At 42.9% G+C, this 17,008-nt stretch carries 17 protein-coding genes; 15 read left to right on the top strand and 2 right to left on the bottom strand.

Features of this window, described 5'->3' with window-relative positions:
* Positions 1–10: 10 nt before the first annotated feature.
* From EQY75_RS06270 to EQY75_RS06240, 8 genes are all read left to right on the top strand, one after another.
* Positions 11–607, top strand: a complete 597-nt coding sequence (locus EQY75_RS06270) for a hypothetical protein (RefSeq protein ID WP_129603883.1) — start codon at positions 11–13, stop codon at positions 605–607.
* A gap of 140 nt (positions 608–747) precedes the next feature.
* On the top strand, positions 748–2,919 hold the full coding sequence (locus tag EQY75_RS06265; RefSeq protein ID WP_129603880.1) for a carbohydrate binding family 9 domain-containing protein: 2,172 nt from the start codon (positions 748–750) through the stop codon (positions 2,917–2,919).
* Between the two features lie 46 nt (positions 2,920–2,965).
* Positions 2,966–4,849, top strand: a complete 1,884-nt coding sequence (locus EQY75_RS06260; protein WP_129603878.1) for a CocE/NonD family hydrolase — start codon at positions 2,966–2,968, stop codon at positions 4,847–4,849.
* Positions 4,850–4,899: 50 nt separating this feature from the next.
* Entirely contained in the window at positions 4,900–5,592 is a 693-nt protein-coding gene (locus tag EQY75_RS06255; RefSeq protein ID WP_129603875.1) for a protein-L-isoaspartate(D-aspartate) O-methyltransferase, read from the top strand.
* Between the two features lie 255 nt (positions 5,593–5,847).
* Positions 5,848–7,959: an elongation factor G gene (locus tag EQY75_RS06250; RefSeq protein WP_129603873.1), complete on the top strand. Its 2,112-nt coding sequence runs from the start codon at positions 5,848–5,850 to the stop codon at positions 7,957–7,959.
* A gap of 72 nt (positions 7,960–8,031) precedes the next feature.
* Positions 8,032–8,874, top strand: coding sequence for a hypothetical protein (locus EQY75_RS14220; protein WP_246020058.1), 843 nt, complete (start codon positions 8,032–8,034; stop codon positions 8,872–8,874).
* Complete coding sequence (locus EQY75_RS14215) at positions 8,871–9,500, top strand: membrane dipeptidase (RefSeq protein ID WP_246020056.1); 630 nt, start codon at positions 8,871–8,873, stop codon at positions 9,498–9,500. Before EQY75_RS14220 ends, EQY75_RS14215 begins: the two co-directional genes overlap by 4 nt.
* A 71-nt stretch (positions 9,501–9,571) precedes the next feature.
* Positions 9,572–9,937, top strand: a complete 366-nt coding sequence (locus tag EQY75_RS06240) for a DoxX family protein (protein WP_129603871.1) — start codon at positions 9,572–9,574, stop codon at positions 9,935–9,937.
* A 15-nt stretch (positions 9,938–9,952) separates the two neighbouring features.
* Here EQY75_RS06240 and EQY75_RS06235 read toward each other — a convergent pair whose 3' ends face one another.
* Positions 9,953–10,300, bottom strand: coding sequence for a DoxX family protein (locus tag EQY75_RS06235; protein WP_129603868.1), 348 nt, complete (start codon positions 10,298–10,300; stop codon positions 9,953–9,955).
* 139 nt (positions 10,301–10,439) lie between these two features.
* Here EQY75_RS06235 and EQY75_RS14210 point away from each other — a divergent pair, with 139 nt between their 5' ends.
* Entirely contained in the window at positions 10,440–10,757 is a 318-nt protein-coding gene (locus EQY75_RS14210; protein WP_246020054.1) for an NAD(P)-binding protein, read from the top strand.
* On the top strand, positions 10,742–11,671 hold the full coding sequence (locus EQY75_RS06230) for an FAD-dependent oxidoreductase (protein WP_246020052.1): 930 nt from the start codon (positions 10,742–10,744) through the stop codon (positions 11,669–11,671). Before EQY75_RS14210 ends, EQY75_RS06230 begins: the two co-directional genes overlap by 16 nt.
* A gap of 49 nt (positions 11,672–11,720) precedes the next feature.
* On the opposite strand, the gene EQY75_RS06225 is transcribed toward EQY75_RS06230, so the two are convergent.
* On the bottom strand, positions 11,721–12,215 hold the full coding sequence (locus tag EQY75_RS06225; protein ID WP_129603865.1) for a fasciclin domain-containing protein: 495 nt from the start codon (positions 12,213–12,215) through the stop codon (positions 11,721–11,723).
* 266 nt (positions 12,216–12,481) lie between these two features.
* On the opposite strand from EQY75_RS06225, the gene EQY75_RS06220 reads away from it, so the two are divergent.
* The 5 genes from EQY75_RS06220 to EQY75_RS06200 all read left to right on the top strand — a co-directional run bounded on the left by EQY75_RS06220 (position 12,482) and on the right by EQY75_RS06200 (position 16,977).
* Complete coding sequence (locus tag EQY75_RS06220) at positions 12,482–13,597, top strand: alkene reductase (protein WP_129603863.1); 1,116 nt, start codon at positions 12,482–12,484, stop codon at positions 13,595–13,597.
* 64 nt (positions 13,598–13,661) lie between these two features.
* Positions 13,662–14,477, top strand: coding sequence for a dienelactone hydrolase family protein (locus tag EQY75_RS06215; RefSeq protein WP_246020050.1), 816 nt, complete (start codon positions 13,662–13,664; stop codon positions 14,475–14,477).
* A gap of 24 nt (positions 14,478–14,501) precedes the next feature.
* Positions 14,502–14,918, top strand: a complete 417-nt coding sequence (locus tag EQY75_RS06210) for an OsmC family protein (protein WP_129603859.1) — start codon at positions 14,502–14,504, stop codon at positions 14,916–14,918.
* Positions 14,919–15,092: 174 nt separating this feature from the next.
* Positions 15,093–15,983 (top strand): DUF4382 domain-containing protein, encoded by an 891-nt coding sequence (locus EQY75_RS06205; protein WP_129603857.1) that lies wholly within the window; start codon positions 15,093–15,095, stop codon positions 15,981–15,983.
* A gap of 238 nt (positions 15,984–16,221) precedes the next feature.
* Positions 16,222–16,977 (top strand): SDR family NAD(P)-dependent oxidoreductase, encoded by a 756-nt coding sequence (locus EQY75_RS06200; protein WP_129603855.1) that lies wholly within the window; start codon positions 16,222–16,224, stop codon positions 16,975–16,977.
* Positions 16,978–17,008 lie beyond the last annotated feature (31 nt).

The raw sequence follows: 17,008 nt of genomic DNA, 5'->3' as shown, positions 1-17,008 counted from the left end.
AGCTATTGATATGGAACTGCAAGAACTTGAAAAGCTTTGGACAGAGATGAGTCAGGAACTCGAATCGCAAAAAAAACTAAATAAAACTATAATTATGGACATGACACAAACGAAATACGTAAACAAATTCAGGAAAATATCCACTTATGAGACCATCGGGGCTGTAATATGTATAGCTGCAGCCCTGTACATCATCACACAATTTAATTTGTTAGATACATGGTATCTGCAGTTATGTGGTGCGTTTACTGTTACTTTTCTAATCATCTTGCCGATTTTAACTTTGCAATCGCTGCAGAAGATTCAAAACATAGACCTTGCAGGTAGCGAAGTAAAAGAGACAATAATAAGATTTGAGAGGGCCAAAAAACGGGTGCTCTATTTACAAAGAGCAGGTATTTACCTCAGCTTTATCTTGATGATCACCATCTTGCCTGTGGCCGCCAAAATATCCGGAAAGGGTAAGGATCTTTTCCAGGATCCGGGTGTATTGTATGTGTACATACCGGTAATGGTCGTATTCCTCGTATTATTTGCGCGATGGGGATACGGATGCTATAAAAGCATAACCACCTCGGCTGAAAATATTCTAAAGGAAATAGAGTAAACAACTACTCTTTAAAAGCCTTCTTAATCGGAAGGCTTTTTTGTTTTCATGATCTTTCTCTGGGTTTATTCGATTATATTTAAAGGAATATATGGCCATCAGGGGAGTCCTGATACCCGCCATAAACCAACCACAGCCATATGATAAAACCGGCGCATCTGTTGGCCTTCGTTCTGCTGCTTGCAGATATCTGTTTAGGGCAAAAACAGAATGCGGACTACACTATAAACATTAAAAAAACACAGTTACCGGTAGTAGTAGATGGAGTAGGGGATGATACGGTTTGGGAAGATGCCGATGTAGCAGACAATTTTTTTATGGTCCTGCCTATGGATAAGGGTTTGGCCAGTCAAAGGTCTGAAATACGCATGGTCTACGATGAGGATAATATTTATTTGTTGGCAACCTTTTTCAATGATTCCCTTGGGCCCAACTATGTAGAGTCGCTCAGAAGAGATTTCAGTTTTGGGAAAAACGATAATTTTTTACTTTTTCTCGATCCTTTCAACAACCAGACCACAGGATTTACTTTTGGCGCCAATGCTGCAGGAGCACAATGGGATGGTACCATGTTCGGGGGAAGCTCTGTTGACCTCAGCTGGGACAGTAAATGGATATCAGCAGTAAAACGGGATGAAGAGAAGTGGGTATTCGAAATGGCGCTTCCATTTAAGTCGATCCGATACGAGAAAGGAGTCAAGCAATGGGGAATTAATTTCAGCAGGCTGGATCTGAAGACCAGTGAAAAATCGAGCTGGACCCCAATTCCGAGACAATTTCCTACCTCGTCGCTGGCCCTTTCGGGAACATTAATATGGGATGCTCCACCCCCGGCTCCAAAATTCAATATGTCCTTAATTCCTTATGTTTTGGGTGAAGTGCGTTCTGAAGCGGACGGCTCCAGGAGTACAGAAGGTAAAATTGGCGGGGATGTTAAGTTAAGCCTTACCTCATCCCTGAATCTAGATCTTACCGTTAATCCAGATTTTTCTCAGGTGGAGGTAGACAGGCAAGTAACTAACCTCGATCGATTCGAACTTTTTTTCCCAGAGCGAAGACAATTTTTTCTGGAAAATGCCGATCTGTTTGCGAATTTCGGATATGCCACTGTACGACCATTTTTCTCGCGGCGTATAGGATTGGGAGTAGATATTGATGCAGGGGCAAGGGTAAGCGGAAATCTCAACGAAAATTGGCGGATGGGTCTGATGAGCATACAGACTGCTTCGGTTGAGGATAGGGGCAGACCTTCTCAAAACTTTGGTGTACTGTCTCTGCAAAAAAAAGTCTTTAGCCGATCAAATATCGGACTGATCTTTGTCAACAAGCAATCCTTTAATTACCCCACGGATCAGGATTCACTGCGAACTGAATTTCCTGAATACAACAGGAACTTGGGACTTGAATACAATCTGGCATCGTCAAATAATCTTTGGAGCGGGAAGGCATTTTTGTTAAAGTCTTTTGCGCCAGATGCAGACAGGCAGGGCATCGCTCAGGCAGCTAATCTGACCTACAACAACAGGCAATGGTCATGGGGGCTGCAGGAGGAGGTCATCTCTACCGGTTATTCGGCTGAAGTGGGATTTGTTCCCCGGGAAGACTATGTGAGACTAAGCGGATTCGCAGGCTATCTGTTTTTTCCTTCAAAGGGGCCATTGGTAAGTCACGGACCGAGAGTAGACTTAAGTCATTTCTTTGACAACAACTTTAATCAAACCGACTATCAGAATACCATAGGATATAGTCTTAACTACCGAAACAGGAGTGCGCTGAATTTTCAGTTCATCAATGAATATGTGGAATTACTTGCACCCTTCGACCCCACAAGGACCGGAAAGCCTGAACTCGCGACCGGGGAGAAAAACCGCTGGAATACCCTTCGCCTGGTTTACAATTCAAAACCGCAAGCTCTTTTTACTTATTCCTTCGACAGCAGCCTTGGAGGATATTACGAAAATGGAACGCGTTTAAACTTTAGTAACGAACTGGGCTACAGATTTCAGCCATATGTAAGCCTGAGTTCCGTTCTCAGCTACAATCACATCACCCTCCCAGCGCCCTGGAATACGACTCAATTCTTGTTGATAGGATCCAAGGCCGACATTACGTTTAGTAATACACTTTTTTGGGCAACCTTGTTTCAGTACAATGAGCAAACAAAAAATTTTAATCTGAATTCCCGCTTACAATGGAGGTACCAACCGGCATCAGACCTCTTCCTGGTTTTTACGCAAAACGAAAGACTAGAGCCTTTTTCCGGAAGCAGTTGGAGCCTTACCCTTAAACTCACGTATTGGTTTAATCCCTGAAGTAAATTATTTCTATATTTATCATTCGCGTAAATAAACCTCATATATGAAGACAGTATCACGATTAATTTTCGGCCTTGTTCTACTCTTTGCAACTGTCGTGGTCAACGGCCAGGACACTGCCCTCGAAGAACTGAAAAAAATAGCCGTCATAGATCAGAAAGTAATGATGCCCATGAGGGACGGAGTTCGCCTCGCCACCGATATCTACCGGCCCAAAGGGAAAAAGAAAGTACCGATAATATTCAGCAGAACCCCTTATAACTTTAATTCCTGGGGAGACGGGGAGCAGAGAACAAGAACATTTGAAAGAGCTTTAAAAGCGGTAGAACGAGGTTATGCATACGTGGTTCAAAACGAACGCGGGAGGTATTTCTCCGAAGGTAAATGGGATATTCTCGGCGTCCCGCTTACCGATGGTTACGATGCTTTTTCATGGATGTCGGATCAGAGCTGGTCTAATGGGAAGATCGGACTTCTGGGGTGCTCATCAACCGCCGAATGGCAGATGGCCGTAGCTGCACTGGATCATCCCTCTCTGGGAGCTATGGTGCCCCAGGGCTTTGGTGCCGGGGTTGGAACCGTTGGAGATTATTTCGAGCAGGGAAATTGGTATCGAGGAGGGGCAGAACAAATGCTGTTTTTTGCGTGGCTATACGGAGTTGAACACGACATATTCAAACCCAGGATTCCAGCCGGGGCAACACAGGAGGATTTGATTCGGATTTCGAGGTATTATGACCTGGCCCCCGAAAACCCTTCAGTAGACATGGCTGAGGCATTAAAGCATTTGCCCATCCAGGACTTTACGAAAAACATATCCGGAAAGAAGGAAGTTTTTGATAAGATGGTAAGAAGGAAACCCAATGATAAAGCCTGGTTTGAGGGTGGCCTATACCACGATAATATGGAACTCAATATTCCCGGGTTTTGGTTTGCCAGCTGGTACGATGTATCCATAAGTCCGAACCTCGCCCTTTACAATCACGTTAGGAAGAACGCCAAGGATGCTTCAGTAAGGGATAATCAGTATCTGGTGATCGCACCAACGCTGCATTGTGCCTACACAAGGGCTACTGAAAACACAGTTGTTGGGGAGCGTTCTGTGGGGGATGCCCGATTAAATTACGATGAACAAATTTACGCCTGGTTTGATCATTGGCTTAAAGGGGAATCCAATTCGTTTAGGGAGGATATCCCTAAGGTGCAGTATTACACCATGGGGATCAACCAATGGAATTCCTCTGATACCTGGCCCCCGGAAAAGGCAGAAATGATCACTTACTACCTGCATAGCGGTGGAAAGGCCAACAGTTTGTACGGAGACGGAAAATTGTCTACAAACCAACCGGCTACTGCGGAGGAGGCTGATACTTTTATGTACGATCCAATGAATCCGGTTCCTTCCTATGGCGGTAATGTATGCTGTACGGGGAATGCGGTTAAAGGCGGATCTTTTGATCAACAAGGTATGGAGACCAGAAACGACATCCTTGTCTACACCTCGGATATCCTCCAGGAAGGAATAGAAGTCAGTGGGTTTATCGAATCCACGCTTTATTTATCGAGTGATGTTAAAGACACGGATCTGACCATAAAACTCATCGATGTCTACCCTGATGGAAGAGCCTATAATTTGGATGAGACCATTCAGCGAGTGCGTTATCGGGAAGGATATGAAAAAGAAGTCTTTATGGAAGAAGGAAAAGTTTATCAGGTTGATCTTACACCCATGTCGACCAGCAATTATTTTAAAAAAGGACATCGTATCCGCATCGAAGTATCGAGCAGCAATTTTCCAAGATTTGCCAGGAATTTGAACACCGGGGGAAATAATTATGATGAAAGCGAAGGGGTGACTGCTACCAATACCATTCACCATTCTAAAGAATATCCTTCTAAGATCACTTTGCCCGTGGTCGTTAAATAGATCTGAGTTCGTTCTGGCAGGGTCGGCATGGTGATTTAAAGCAATGAGAAATGAAACGGATTATAATTTTCGCTTTGTTATTGCTATCCGCTATCCCAGTGTTTGCGCAACAAAGTGCTGTGGAAAGAAGACAAAATATGATCCGCGAACAGCTCATTCCGAGAGGGATTTCAGACAAGGAAACCTTAAAGGCCATGGCCAGGATTCCAAGAGAAGCCTTTGTTCCTCATTCTCAGAAACCTTATGCCTATGACGACAGGCCATTGCCTATAGGTGATGGGCAGACCATATCTCAGCCTTTTATGGTTGCCTTTATGACCCAGGCCCTCCGATTGCGGAGGACTGACAGGGTACTGGAGATCGGAACTGGATCGGGATACCAGGCAGCAGTACTCTCACAACTGGTAGATACGGTTTATACGGTTGAGATTATTCCATCCCTTGCCGAAAGAGCATACCGTCATTTGCACAACCTGAATATAGACAACGTACAAATCCTTACCGGGGACGGGTATTACGGGTGGAAGGAAAAGTCGCCTTTTGACGCCATCATCGTAACAGCCGGGGCAGAAACCATCCCTCCTGTGCTAGTAGAGCAGTTGTCTGATGATGGAATTATGATTATTCCGGTAGGACCGCATCGAGGGGTCAGGCAATTGATCAAACTGACCAAAAAAAGAGGTAAAATAAAGAAGACATCACTGATGGATGTCCGTTTTGTGCCTTTCGTCAGAAAAGAGTGATTCAAAACTGTTCAGAGGTAATTTATCAGAGTGATCAAGCCGGGCTTCTTTCCCATGAATAAATCAATAATTATCACCCTGAAGATGAGGATTTTATTGGGAAAAAGATTAAATTAGTAAGCATTGTTCTCGCTGATAAAGAATCGGGATACCAGGATTCTTTGCTCTTTTACAATCGCATAGCGTCGGGGATATTTACTCCGTACTTATCTGTCATATTTCGATTAAATTATAACGACCTAAAATACCAGCACTATGAAAATATTCGACGATAAACACATTAAAAATGTGGTGTTTGTAGGAGCCCATCAAAGTGGAAAAACAACTCTGTCCGAAACTATGCTTTTTGAAGCCGGCCTTATCAACAGAAGAGGAACTGTAGAGAATAAGAACACGGTTTCTGATTACCACGAGATTGAGCACGATCGCGGGACTTCTGTGTTTGCAACACCCCTGCATACGGAATGGCGAAACTATAAGATCAATATTATTGATACGCCCGGCCTGGACGACTTTGTTGGAGAGATCATTTCATCCATACGCGTGGCTGATACCATACTTACAGTGATCAACGCGCAACACGGTGTTGAAGTTGGAACCGAAATTATCTGGAATTATATTGATAAATATCAAAAGCCGACTGTTTTTGTGGTTAATCAGATGGACCACCTCAACGCTAACTTTGAGATGAGTTTTCGCAGTATAAAGAACCTCGTCGGAAATAACGCTGTCCTCATTCAGTACCCTCACCGTATTGACGGAGCCCAGTGCATTATTGATGTTCTTAAAATGAAGTGTTATAAGTTTGGTCCTGAAGGGGGAAAACCTGAGAAATTACCCATTCCGGAAGATCAGAAGGAACGCGCTGATATGCTGCACAACGAATTAGTTGAAAAAGCAGCAGAAAATGATGAAGGCCTCATGGAACTGTTCTTTGAGAAAGGGACACTTAACGAAGACGAGATGCGAATGGGAATTAAGGCGGGGATGCTAAACCATGAGCTATTTCCTGTTTTCTGTGTTTCTGCACTAAAGGATATGGGCAGTGGCCGACTTATGGGTTTTATCGACAATGTGGCCCCGGCAGCCGCCGACCTGAAACAGGAGCAATCCGTGGAAGGCAAGACCATCGAAAGAAAAAAAGAAGCCCCGACCGCTCTCTTTGTTTTTAAAACTGTTTTCCAACCCAGCCTGGGACAAATCACCTTTTTTAAAGTTAAATCAGGAGAAGTAAAAGTCAACGACAAATTAGTGAATTCCAGAAATGGTGAAACGGAGGTACTCAACCAATTATTCATCATGGACGGGAAGAACAGGGAAACTGTAAATAAGCTAACTGTGGGAGATATAGGAGCAAGTTTGAAGCTGAAACACACGGAGACCAATGACACTCTTCATACTGATAAAGCACCGGTTACGATAAGGCCTATTCAATATCCCGCCTCCAGAACCAGAATGGCGGTAAACGCAAAGAATAAACAAGAAGAAGAGAAATTGAGTGATGCACTTAAAAAAATTCACAGTCAGGATCCTACGGTAGTAATTGAATACTCAGGAGAATTGCGTCAGCTCATATTGGGCTGTCAAGGGGAGTTGCATTTGGCAACGATAGACTGGAGCCTGAAGAATAATTACGGCATTGAAGTTGAATTTGAAGCTCCTAAGATCGCTTATCGCGAAACGATCCAGAGATCATCAACAGCTAGTTATCGCCATAAGAAACAATCAGGAGGAGCGGGTCAGTTTGCAGAAGTTCATCTAAAAATAGAGCCCTGGAAAGAAGGCATGGCCGAACCTCAGGGATTTAATATCAGGGGAAAAGAAGAAATAGATTTGCCCTGGGGAGGTAAACTCGTATTTTATAATTGCATTACGGGAGGAGTAATCGATCTCAGATTTCTTCCCTCCATCAGAAAGGGAATAATTGAAGTTATGGAATCAGGACCACTAACGGGTTCTTTTATCAGGGATGTAAGAGTGATGGTTTATGACGGGAAAATGCATCCCGTAGACTCTAATGATATTGCATTTAAAATTGCAGGTGCGCACGCGTTTAAAGAAGCGTTCCTCAATGCAAGTCCAAAATTACTTGAACCGGTTCAGGAAGTGACGGTAAGGGTACCTGAAGAAACTGTGGGAAGTGTTATGACCGACTTGCAATCCAGAAGGTCCATTATACAGGGAATCGACAGTATTGATCATTTTCAAATCCTGAAGTGCGCTGTTCCCGAGGCAGAACTCCACCGGTATTCAACAGATCTGAGGTCGCTCACCCAGGGGAAGGCAACTTTCAGTACTGTTTTTTCATCTTTTAAGGCCGTTCCCAAACATATTCAACAAGACCTTGTAGGTTCACATGACAAGTAATGCGGAAAAGAGTAACTTCCTAACACTACATTTAATCTGAGTTCTTATGGATTATTCCCGGTAAGAGATCTTGTGGATAGCGGTAACGACTACATAGACTTTCATTGTCATCCCTCCTTGAAACCTTTTGGCAAGAGTTTCAGGGATAATCCTGTGGGACGTAATACAGCCGACAGGAGGCGTAAAAAGAGTATCTGGCACTACGATCCTCCTTCTGTGTTTGACAAGCTGCTGAACTATCTCAGTGGCCTTACCAAATTTTCTCAGTCGAATTTCACAGCGCTAACCCTGGGAGGAGTACAAACAGTCTGTGTTTCACTCTATCCACTGGAAAAATGGTTTATCCGAAATAAGATTAAAAATGAATTGATTCTGGATCTCGCCTCCAATTTTGCTTTGGGTATTGGGGCTAAAAGAGTGGACCATATTCAAGGCATAAAAAACTATTTTGAAGACCTTGTATTGCAATATGAGTACTACAGGCAATTAGATGGCAAGAAATTCAGAATAGCGGGTAACAGAGTGCGCTATAAACTGGTGAGTGAGTATAATGATATCATTAGGATCCGCAAAGAGGATTTTAGCTCTAAAACAAGGACTATTGCCGTAATCATCTCTATTGAGGGGCTGCATGTGCTCAACACGGGATTAATCGCAAAACCCGTCGAATCAGAAGTATTGCAAAATCTGGAAACCATTAAGAATTGGGAGTTTAAACCCTTTTTTATCACTGTAGCTCATCATTTCTGGAATCATATCTGTGGTCACGCACCAAGCCTTACGGGAATTATATTAAATTTTACCGATCAGGACGAAGGACTCGAAAGGGGATTTACTCCTCTGGGGAAAAAGGTGATAGAAAGAATGCTCGACAATACCAATGGGGGAGGATTCTTCCTGATATCAAACACATGAGTGTAAGGGCCCGGCAAGAATACTACGAGATGCTGGACAGCGGGGCAGAGACATTTGAAGGTATCCCTGTGATTGTGAGTCATGGGGCGTGTAATGGCCTCAGTTCTTTTGAAGATCCTTCCCCTGAGCATCTGGAAACGGCATCGGTACTCAATCCGGTAACCATTAATTTTTTTGATGAGGAAATCATTCGCATAGCGCAGTCAGGAGGAATAATTGGCCTGCAGCTAGATGAGAGAAGGATTGCCAATAAGCAGACACTAAAGAAAACAAAGAAGTCGATTAGACGACATAAAATTATGCATTACAGGTCCGAATTGCTCTGGAATCAAATCAGACATATCCTGACCGTTCTGGATTCGAGGGAGATTTTTGCTTGGGATTGTGTGGCCATAGGTTCCGATTTTGATGGGATTATCGATTCCCTGAACGGATTCTGGACAGCAGAAGAATTGCCTTTTCTGGCCGATTTTCTGGAAAGGCATGCCTATAATTATATGGAGGAAGCTGTATTGCGACTACCTGAGAATCGTATAGAGGCAGATGAGATCGTACAGAGAATTTTTTCAGGGAACGGCAATCTCTTTTTGAGTCGGTTTTTTCACAAGTCGGCGGAAGGAAATTAAAGATAAATTGATAGGATCGAATCTGGCAGAGTGCACTATTTTTTTTAACTTACTCCAAAATCAAACAGGCTATGGAAATTTTTATTAAAGTACTGCAGGCGATTGTAGGCTTGAGCATTCTAAACGTATGGTTAGTACAGTACAATAAACCAACCCGCTGGAGGGGTGGTGATGCAAAAACAATCCTTGAAGAATTTAAGGTTTACGGACTACCCGCATGGTTTTGTTACGTAGTGGGAACGCTTAAAGTTATTTTGGCACTCCTTTTACTGGCTGCAATCTGGTACCCCGAATTGAAATTGGCCGCTGCGTCCGGACTCGCCCTGCTTCTTGCCGGATCAATATCTATGCATTTCAGGATCAATGACCCCATTATTAAGTCTTTTCCTGCCTCATTGTTTTTAGCCATGTGTCTTATTATCATTTTTTACGGCTAAGATTTGCCTTGCAAATCACATAAGGATCACCGTATCATAAAATAAATAACCGCATAAAAAGGCATAGATAAAGGCCGGAAGAATTGCCGGCCAGGGATCTTTAATTTTGATACGCACAATCACGCCCATCGACATAAGTATAGCAAGTCCGGCCAAAGCCAGCACGCTTAGCATGGGACCCGTGACCATTCCAATAAAAAGCCCTGCACTTCCAATTAATTGTAGTATCCCGACGATCCTCCTTTGATGCGGCAAACCATAGCGTATAAATTCATGTTTCATACGTGGAGCGAAAAAACAGCTGAAACCAAAAAATAGAAAAGAGAAAGCCAGAAATAAACTCAGGAATTCAGGAATTTTCATGTGAAAGCAATCTTACCGGGAGTTACAAAGACAAAGGTACCCAATATTGCTGAATACAAAAGGTCAGGACTTCAAACCCTGAAAGAACTGATACAGCAATATTGTAAATTTGTAATTTTATCCGTTTGAAATGTCTAAGGTGAAAATTTATATCGTAGGAGCTGGAATAAGTGGCCTTGTTGCAGCCATAAATCTTGAAAAAGCAGGATACTCCCCAGTTATCTATGAGGCAAGTGAAACTGCAGGAGGCAGAATAAAAACAGACGTGGTGGACGGTTATCAGCTCGATCACGGCTTTCAGGTACTTCTGGATGCCTATCCAAAGGCAAAGGAATACTTCGATTACGACGCCTTGAAATTACAGCGAATTTTGCCCGGGGCGATGCTTTTTGGAGCTGACAAAAAATTACGCTTGGGGACCCCAGTCGGTATTTACCCTTTTTGTGGCCTACCTTAACTTCAGGAGTGGCTTCCATACGGGATGTGTATTTATTATGGACCATGCACAGGCATTTGCAAAAGCTGCCGGATGAAGACATCTTTAGAACTGAAGAGATGTCAACTATGGAATTTCTGAGGCGTGAGGGCTTTTCAGATCGACTCATTAATACATTTTTTAAGCCCTTCTTTACGGGAATATTCCTGGAAACTGAATTGCGGACCAGTTGCCGTATGTTTCAATTCGTCTTTAAGATGTTTGGCAAGGGCTATGCCACAATACCTGAGGGTGGAATGGGTGCGCTCGCTGATCAGCTGGCAAATCGACTTCAGAGAACTAAAATTCATTACAATTCTCCGGTGGCAGGAGTTGAGGAACGGAAGCTTGTCCTGAAGGATGGGCAGGAACTCGAAGCCGATCGTATCTTGGTGGCTACTGCCGCTACTGAATTGCTGCCGGTCAAAACAGCGGTCGTTAAATGGAAAAGTTGCGACAACTTGTATTTTGAGACCGAGCTAAGATCGTTCAAAAAGCCAGTGATCGGTTTAATTACAGCACCTGATTCTTTGATCAACAACATTTTTTATCCCACCAGTATTTCTTGCGAAAACTCAGGGAAGCGGGAATTACTTTCGGTCACTGTCGTAAAAGAGCACCATCTTAATGAAGAGGAACTTATCCGTAAGCTGGAAGAAGAATTACGCAGGCTATGTGGGATAGAAGAGGTCAGGTTTTTAAAGCGATATCATATTGCAAGAGCTTTACCTGAATTGGATTCTCTTACTGCCGACTGGACAGCGGCAAACGGCAAGCTGGGAAAATCGATTTTTAAAGCCGGGGATCACCTGCTTTACGCTTCAACGAATGCGGCCATTATTAGCGGTGAGATGGCTGCTGAAGCGATGATAAATTCTATGAGGGCTGAGCAATAAAAAAACCGCCCGGGGGGCGGCTTAATTTTATAATTGTAATGATCATAGACTACTCTGCTGGCATCACCACTGCGTCAATTGCGTGGATTACTCCGTTAGAAGCAGGTACATCAGCCATTATAACCGTACTTGCATTACCTTGTGCATCAACAAGTGTAACATTTTCCCCGTCAAGAGATAAGGTGATCTTATCGCCCTGTACAGTTTCGACTACAAAGGATCCGTCATTACTATTTATTGCTTCAACAACAGCTGAAGCTGCAAATTCTCCTGCCACTACATGATAGGTAAGAATGTTAATTAAAGAAGCCTTGTTTTCCGGTTGTAAAAGACTTTCTACAGTTCCTTCTGGTAACTTTGCAAAAGCGTCGTTAGTTGGAGCAAAAACCGTAAAAGGTCCATCACTGCTTAATGTCCCTACCAGGTCAGCAGCCTGAACTGCGGCTACCAAGGTGCTAAAGTTTTCATTTCCACTCGCTACGCCTACAATAGTTTCAGGCATTGTAGCCTCTTCAGCAGGAGCTTCCATTTCAGAAGTCTCCATAGTCTCTTCAGCTTTTTCTTTTTTGATTCGCCACAGGAAATGAACATAAGTCCTATTAGCATTAATGTACTCAGTACTCTCATAATTTTTCTTTTTAGTTATATCCGCAAAGTACGTAGAACAAGTAAGCAATAGTATTAAATATTGTTTAAATTATATGATAAAACGTTAAACATAATATAAAGTGTTCCTGAGATGGCGGAAATGAGATAATTTTTAGTTTCTTTTCATGGAACGATTTAATAATTAAAAATATCTAATATCACATGAATAAGGATCAAGAACTTCTGAAACCGATAACACTTGGAGCTAGCACCTTACCAAACAGGGTTGTAATGGCACCCATGACCCGAAGCAGGGCTGCTAATGAAGAAAACAAACCAACCTCAGAACTCCATGGGGAGTACTACGCTCAAAGAGCGTCGGCCGGACTAATTATTACGGAAGGGTCACAAGTTTCAGAAAGGGCAGTGGGTTATGTCAATACTGCTGGAATACATTCTAAAGAACAAGTAAATGGGTGGAAGAGTGTAACAGAAAAAGTACACAGTAAAGGAGGTCGAATTTTCATACAGTTATGGCATGTGGGCAGAATGTCACATCCTGATTTTCACAATGGAGAACTTCCGCTTGCACCATCTGCTGTAAACCCGGAAGCTAAATCGTATACCTATGACGGGTTTAAAGAAACAGTGGAACCAAAAGCCATGTCGGTTGCTGAAATTGAGCAAACCATATCCGACTTTGCCCAGGCTGCTGAAAATGCAGTGGAAGCCGGTTTTGATGGTGTGGAAATACATGCGTCTAATGGATACCTCTTCCATCAATTCTTTAATAAATCGAGTAACAAGCGAACGGATAACTACGGAGGCAGTATTGAGAACAGGGCTCGATTTCTCTTCGAGGTTTTAGATGCGGTAAAAGAAAAACTACCCGAAAACCGAATAGGAGTGCGACTAAACCCCTCCTTGCATGGCTCTTTTGGAATGACCATGGATGAAGAAACCATTCCGACCTTCGATTATATTGTAAAAAGGCTCAATGATTATGATCTTGCTTACCTACATCTTTCAGAACCTTTTACGGATGTTGCCGATCTCTCCTTTGCCGTAACGGACATTGCAAAACATTACAGACCTATCTATAAGGGTAATCTTATGATCAATAATGGATTTGACCAGGAATCAGGTAATAAAATCCTGAAAGAGGGTAATGCAGATCTAGTAGCCTTTGGGAAGCCTTTTATATCCAATCCTGATCTCGTGGAACGATTTACATACGATGTTCCCTTAACCGAATGGGATGAAAATACATTTTACACGCCTGGGAAGGAAGGTTATCTCGACTACGAGAAAAAAACGGAAGAATTACAGGAAGCATAATAGTGGACTTATTCGTAATTTAGTAAGAATCAAAATACCAAATTATATGCGTAAATCAGTTTATATGTCACTCACTGTTTTGTTAGTTTTGGCTTTTGCTTGTAAAACCGAAAAAAAGCAGGAACAGGTTTCAAGTCCTGAGGAAAAGACATCCACCCTGGTAGGGGAAGAGGTAAGTTACGCCACGGATTCTACCACTATGAAGGGATATATTACCTATGATAAGGCTATTACAGCCAAACGTCCCGGAATCCTGGTGGTTCACGAATGGTGGGGACATAATGATTATACCCGTGAAAGAGCACAAATGCTTGCTAATCTGGGCTATACCGCTTTTGCGGTTGATATGTACGGGGATGGAAAACAGGCCGCACACCCTGAAGATGCCGGTAAGTTTTCCGGGATGGTCATGAGCAATATTGATGAGGCCGAAGCTCGTTTTAATGCCGCGATGTCGCTGCTCAAAAACCACAGTTCTGTAGATTCAACTCAGATTGCCGCTATCGGCTATTGTTTTGGGGGAAGTGTAGTGCTCACCATGGCAAACGCCGGGAAAGACCTGGACGCGGTAGCCGCATTCCACAGCGGAGTCCAGTTACCCATTATGCCCAATAAAGGGATTAAGGCAAAAGTATTGGTGTGCAACGGTGCCGCAGATCCATTTGTGTCTGAAGAATCTGTAAAAGCCTTCAAAAAGGCCATGGACGAAGCGGGAGCAGAATACTCTTATATTGCCTACGAAAATGCACAACATGCATTTACCAGTAAGGATGCAGATTCCTTAGGTCAGAAATTCAATCTTCCTCTGGCTTATCAGGAAAAAGCTGATCAAGCTTCATGGCAGGAACTTAAGGATTTATTGAACGAGACTTTTAAATAAATATTAATTAAAATAAGAGATAAAATGAAATTTACAAGAAATGCAAAGGCCAAATGGCTGGGCAGTGGGAAAGATGGTAAAGGGCATCTTACTACCGACAGCAAGGTGCTAGATAATACACAGTATTCCTTCCATACCCGTTTTGAGGATGGGGAAGGTACTAATCCCGAAGAACTAATTGGTGCGGCCCACGCCGGCTGCTTTGCAATGCAACTCAGTTTTTTAATCGGGGAAGCAGGATTCACTCCTGATGAATTATCGGTTGAAGCCCACGTTCATTTTGAAGATGGAAGTGTAACAGGGGTAACTCTCGACTTAAAAGGTAAAGTACCCGGAATGGATAAAGACAAGTTCACAGAAGTTGCAAATAAGGCCAAAGAGATTTGTCCTATTTCGAAATTGCTTAAAGCCGACATTTCACTGCATGCTAATTTGTTGTAGTATAAATTCAACCTTATTCTAAATGGGCTTTATGCCCATTTTTTTTGATCTCGATTATCAAAAATCTCGCAACAGCCTTGTAATTCATCGAAAAAGCTGACGGATACTATGATCCCCGAAGAGTTTAGGATACTTTTGAGATTGGATTAAATTGAAATAAGAAAAATTGTAGCAATGAAAACACGATATCTTTGGATTTGGGTATGTAGTTTATTTGTCTTAATAGGCTGCTCTGAATCAGAATCAACGACAGAAGAAACGGGTCGACTTACCATTCAGTTAACGGATGCTCCCTTTCCACATGATATGATTGCGGAAGCCAATGTGACGGTATTTAAAATTGAGGCCAGACAGAAGGGTGAAGATGAAGACGAAGGAAATCACGGTGAAGATGGTATGATAGACGAAGATTCCGGAAACGATTATATCGTACTGATGGAAGAGGAAATCACAGTTAATCTTCTGGACTTAACGAACGGAGTTACTGAAAACCTTGTCGATACGGAGATTCCTGCCGGTGAATACGATCTTTTTCGGGTTTATGTAAAGGGTGTAAATTTGGTTCTCAATGACGAGGAAATGACCACATACGATCTGAAAGTACCCAGTGGTGAGCAGTCGGGGATCAAAATCTTTGTCGATCCTCCACTGGTAGTTGCCGGAGGGCTTTCAGCCGATGTGTTATTTGATTTTGATGTCTCCAGGTCATTTGTAGCCAGGGGTAATATCAAGAGACCTGAATCTTTTAACGGGTTTATCTTTAAACCGGTAATCAAAGTAAGTAACCTAACTACGGCCGGTACAATACAAGGCATGGTGACAAGCCTTGTTGAAGCAGAATCTGTCCCTCTGGAAGGTGTTCAGATTTCAGTTCTGAGGGAAGGCGAAGTAGTGACCAGTTCCTTTACTGATGAGACGGGAGGCTATATGATTCTCGGACTTGATTCTGGTGACTATGAAATGATGGCTGAATTGGAAGGGTATATAAGTGAGTCTGTAGAGATGGTATCTGTAGTTCCCGGAAATACTATAAGTGTAGATTTCGAACTGGAACTTACGGAATAGATTGACAAAAAATATAAGAAGAGCGGGGCGACAACCCCGCTTTTTTTATTGTATTAATTTTACGAATAATTTCAATTAATATTAGATCTGATGACATCTTCGTTAGAGATTGTGGTCTAATAAAGTAGTAAGACTTCTTACCGATGCTATGGCTATCATGTAGGGAGAAGAAAATCACCGGATTTCATTTTTATTGGGTATTTTGATAGTCTAAATTGATGAGGTTAAAATTTCAGATATGAACTTAAAAGGACAGAACATTTTAGTTACCGGTGCCTCTAAGGGGATAGGCTTCGCCATTGCAGAATACCTTCTTATGAATGGAGCCAGGGTAGGGGTCCATTACCATTCCGGAAAAGAAGCCGCTGAGTCGCTGGTCACCAAATACGGGGAAGATCATGCGCGAGCACTTCAGGCTGATCTTGCGGATAGTGACAGCGTACCACAACTTTTTAAGGAAACCCTGGATTTTTTGGGAAGACTAGACACCGTGATTCTAAATGCAGGAGTATTTATTTCACATCCCATTGAAATGGAAGTCAATGATTGGTATACCACATGGAGAAAAACCCTGGCTGTAAATCTGGATTCTGTAGGGTTATTAACCAAAATAAGTCTTGATTACTTCAAGCATCAAAAGGCTGGAAGACTTCTTTATATCGGGAGCAGGGCCGCCTTCAGGGGCGAAACAGAAGAGTACCTCGCATATGCGGCTTCCAAGGGAGGCCTCACATCTCTGGCCCGTAGTGTGGCACGATCGTTTGGGAAAGACAATATCAAAGCCTTTGTGATTGCGCCCGGCTTTACGAGGACTGAGATGGCTGAACAATTTATTCGCGAACACGGGGAAACCAGGGTACTGGGTGAAATTGCCTTAAACAAACTTACCGAAGTCTCCGATATTGCTCCGCTGGCCGGATTTATCTGTACCGGGGCAATGGATCATGCTACGGGTACTACTATCGATGTGAATGCCGGGAGCTATATCCATTAAGAAAATACCCGGATATGGCCTTATCCACTTT

Origin of the sequence: Muriicola soli (assembly GCF_004139715.1) — a bacterium.
GTDB lineage: Bacteria > Bacteroidota > Bacteroidia > Flavobacteriales > Flavobacteriaceae > Muriicola > Muriicola soli.
The sequence above is the reverse complement of the archived record's forward strand: the minus strand, read 5'-3'. Positions and strand labels throughout refer to the sequence as shown.

Coding starts and splice junctions, on each gene's coding strand:
- EQY75_RS06270 (WP_129603883.1), top strand. CDS start 11: ATGGAACTGCAAGAACTTGAAAAGCTTTGGACAGAGATGAGTCAGGAA.
- EQY75_RS06265 (WP_129603880.1), top strand. CDS start 748: ATGATAAAACCGGCGCATCTGTTGGCCTTCGTTCTGCTGCTTGCAGAT.
- EQY75_RS06260 (WP_129603878.1), top strand. CDS start 2,966: ATGAAGACAGTATCACGATTAATTTTCGGCCTTGTTCTACTCTTTGCA.
- EQY75_RS06255 (WP_129603875.1), top strand. CDS start 4,900: ATGAAACGGATTATAATTTTCGCTTTGTTATTGCTATCCGCTATCCCA.
- EQY75_RS06250 (WP_129603873.1), top strand. CDS start 5,848: ATGAAAATATTCGACGATAAACACATTAAAAATGTGGTGTTTGTAGGA.
- EQY75_RS14215 (WP_246020056.1), top strand. CDS start 8,871: ATGAGTGTAAGGGCCCGGCAAGAATACTACGAGATGCTGGACAGCGGG.
- EQY75_RS06240 (WP_129603871.1), top strand. CDS start 9,572: ATGGAAATTTTTATTAAAGTACTGCAGGCGATTGTAGGCTTGAGCATT.
- EQY75_RS06235 (WP_129603868.1), bottom strand. CDS start 10,300: ATGAAAATTCCTGAATTCCTGAGTTTATTTCTGGCTTTCTCTTTTCTA.
- EQY75_RS06225 (WP_129603865.1), bottom strand. CDS start 12,215: ATGGAGACTTCTGAAATGGAAGCTCCTGCTGAAGAGGCTACAATGCCT.
- EQY75_RS06220 (WP_129603863.1), top strand. CDS start 12,482: ATGAATAAGGATCAAGAACTTCTGAAACCGATAACACTTGGAGCTAGC.
- EQY75_RS06215 (WP_246020050.1), top strand. CDS start 13,662: ATGTCACTCACTGTTTTGTTAGTTTTGGCTTTTGCTTGTAAAACCGAA.
- EQY75_RS06210 (WP_129603859.1), top strand. CDS start 14,502: ATGAAATTTACAAGAAATGCAAAGGCCAAATGGCTGGGCAGTGGGAAA.
- EQY75_RS06205 (WP_129603857.1), top strand. CDS start 15,093: ATGAAAACACGATATCTTTGGATTTGGGTATGTAGTTTATTTGTCTTA.
- EQY75_RS06200 (WP_129603855.1), top strand. CDS start 16,222: ATGAACTTAAAAGGACAGAACATTTTAGTTACCGGTGCCTCTAAGGGG.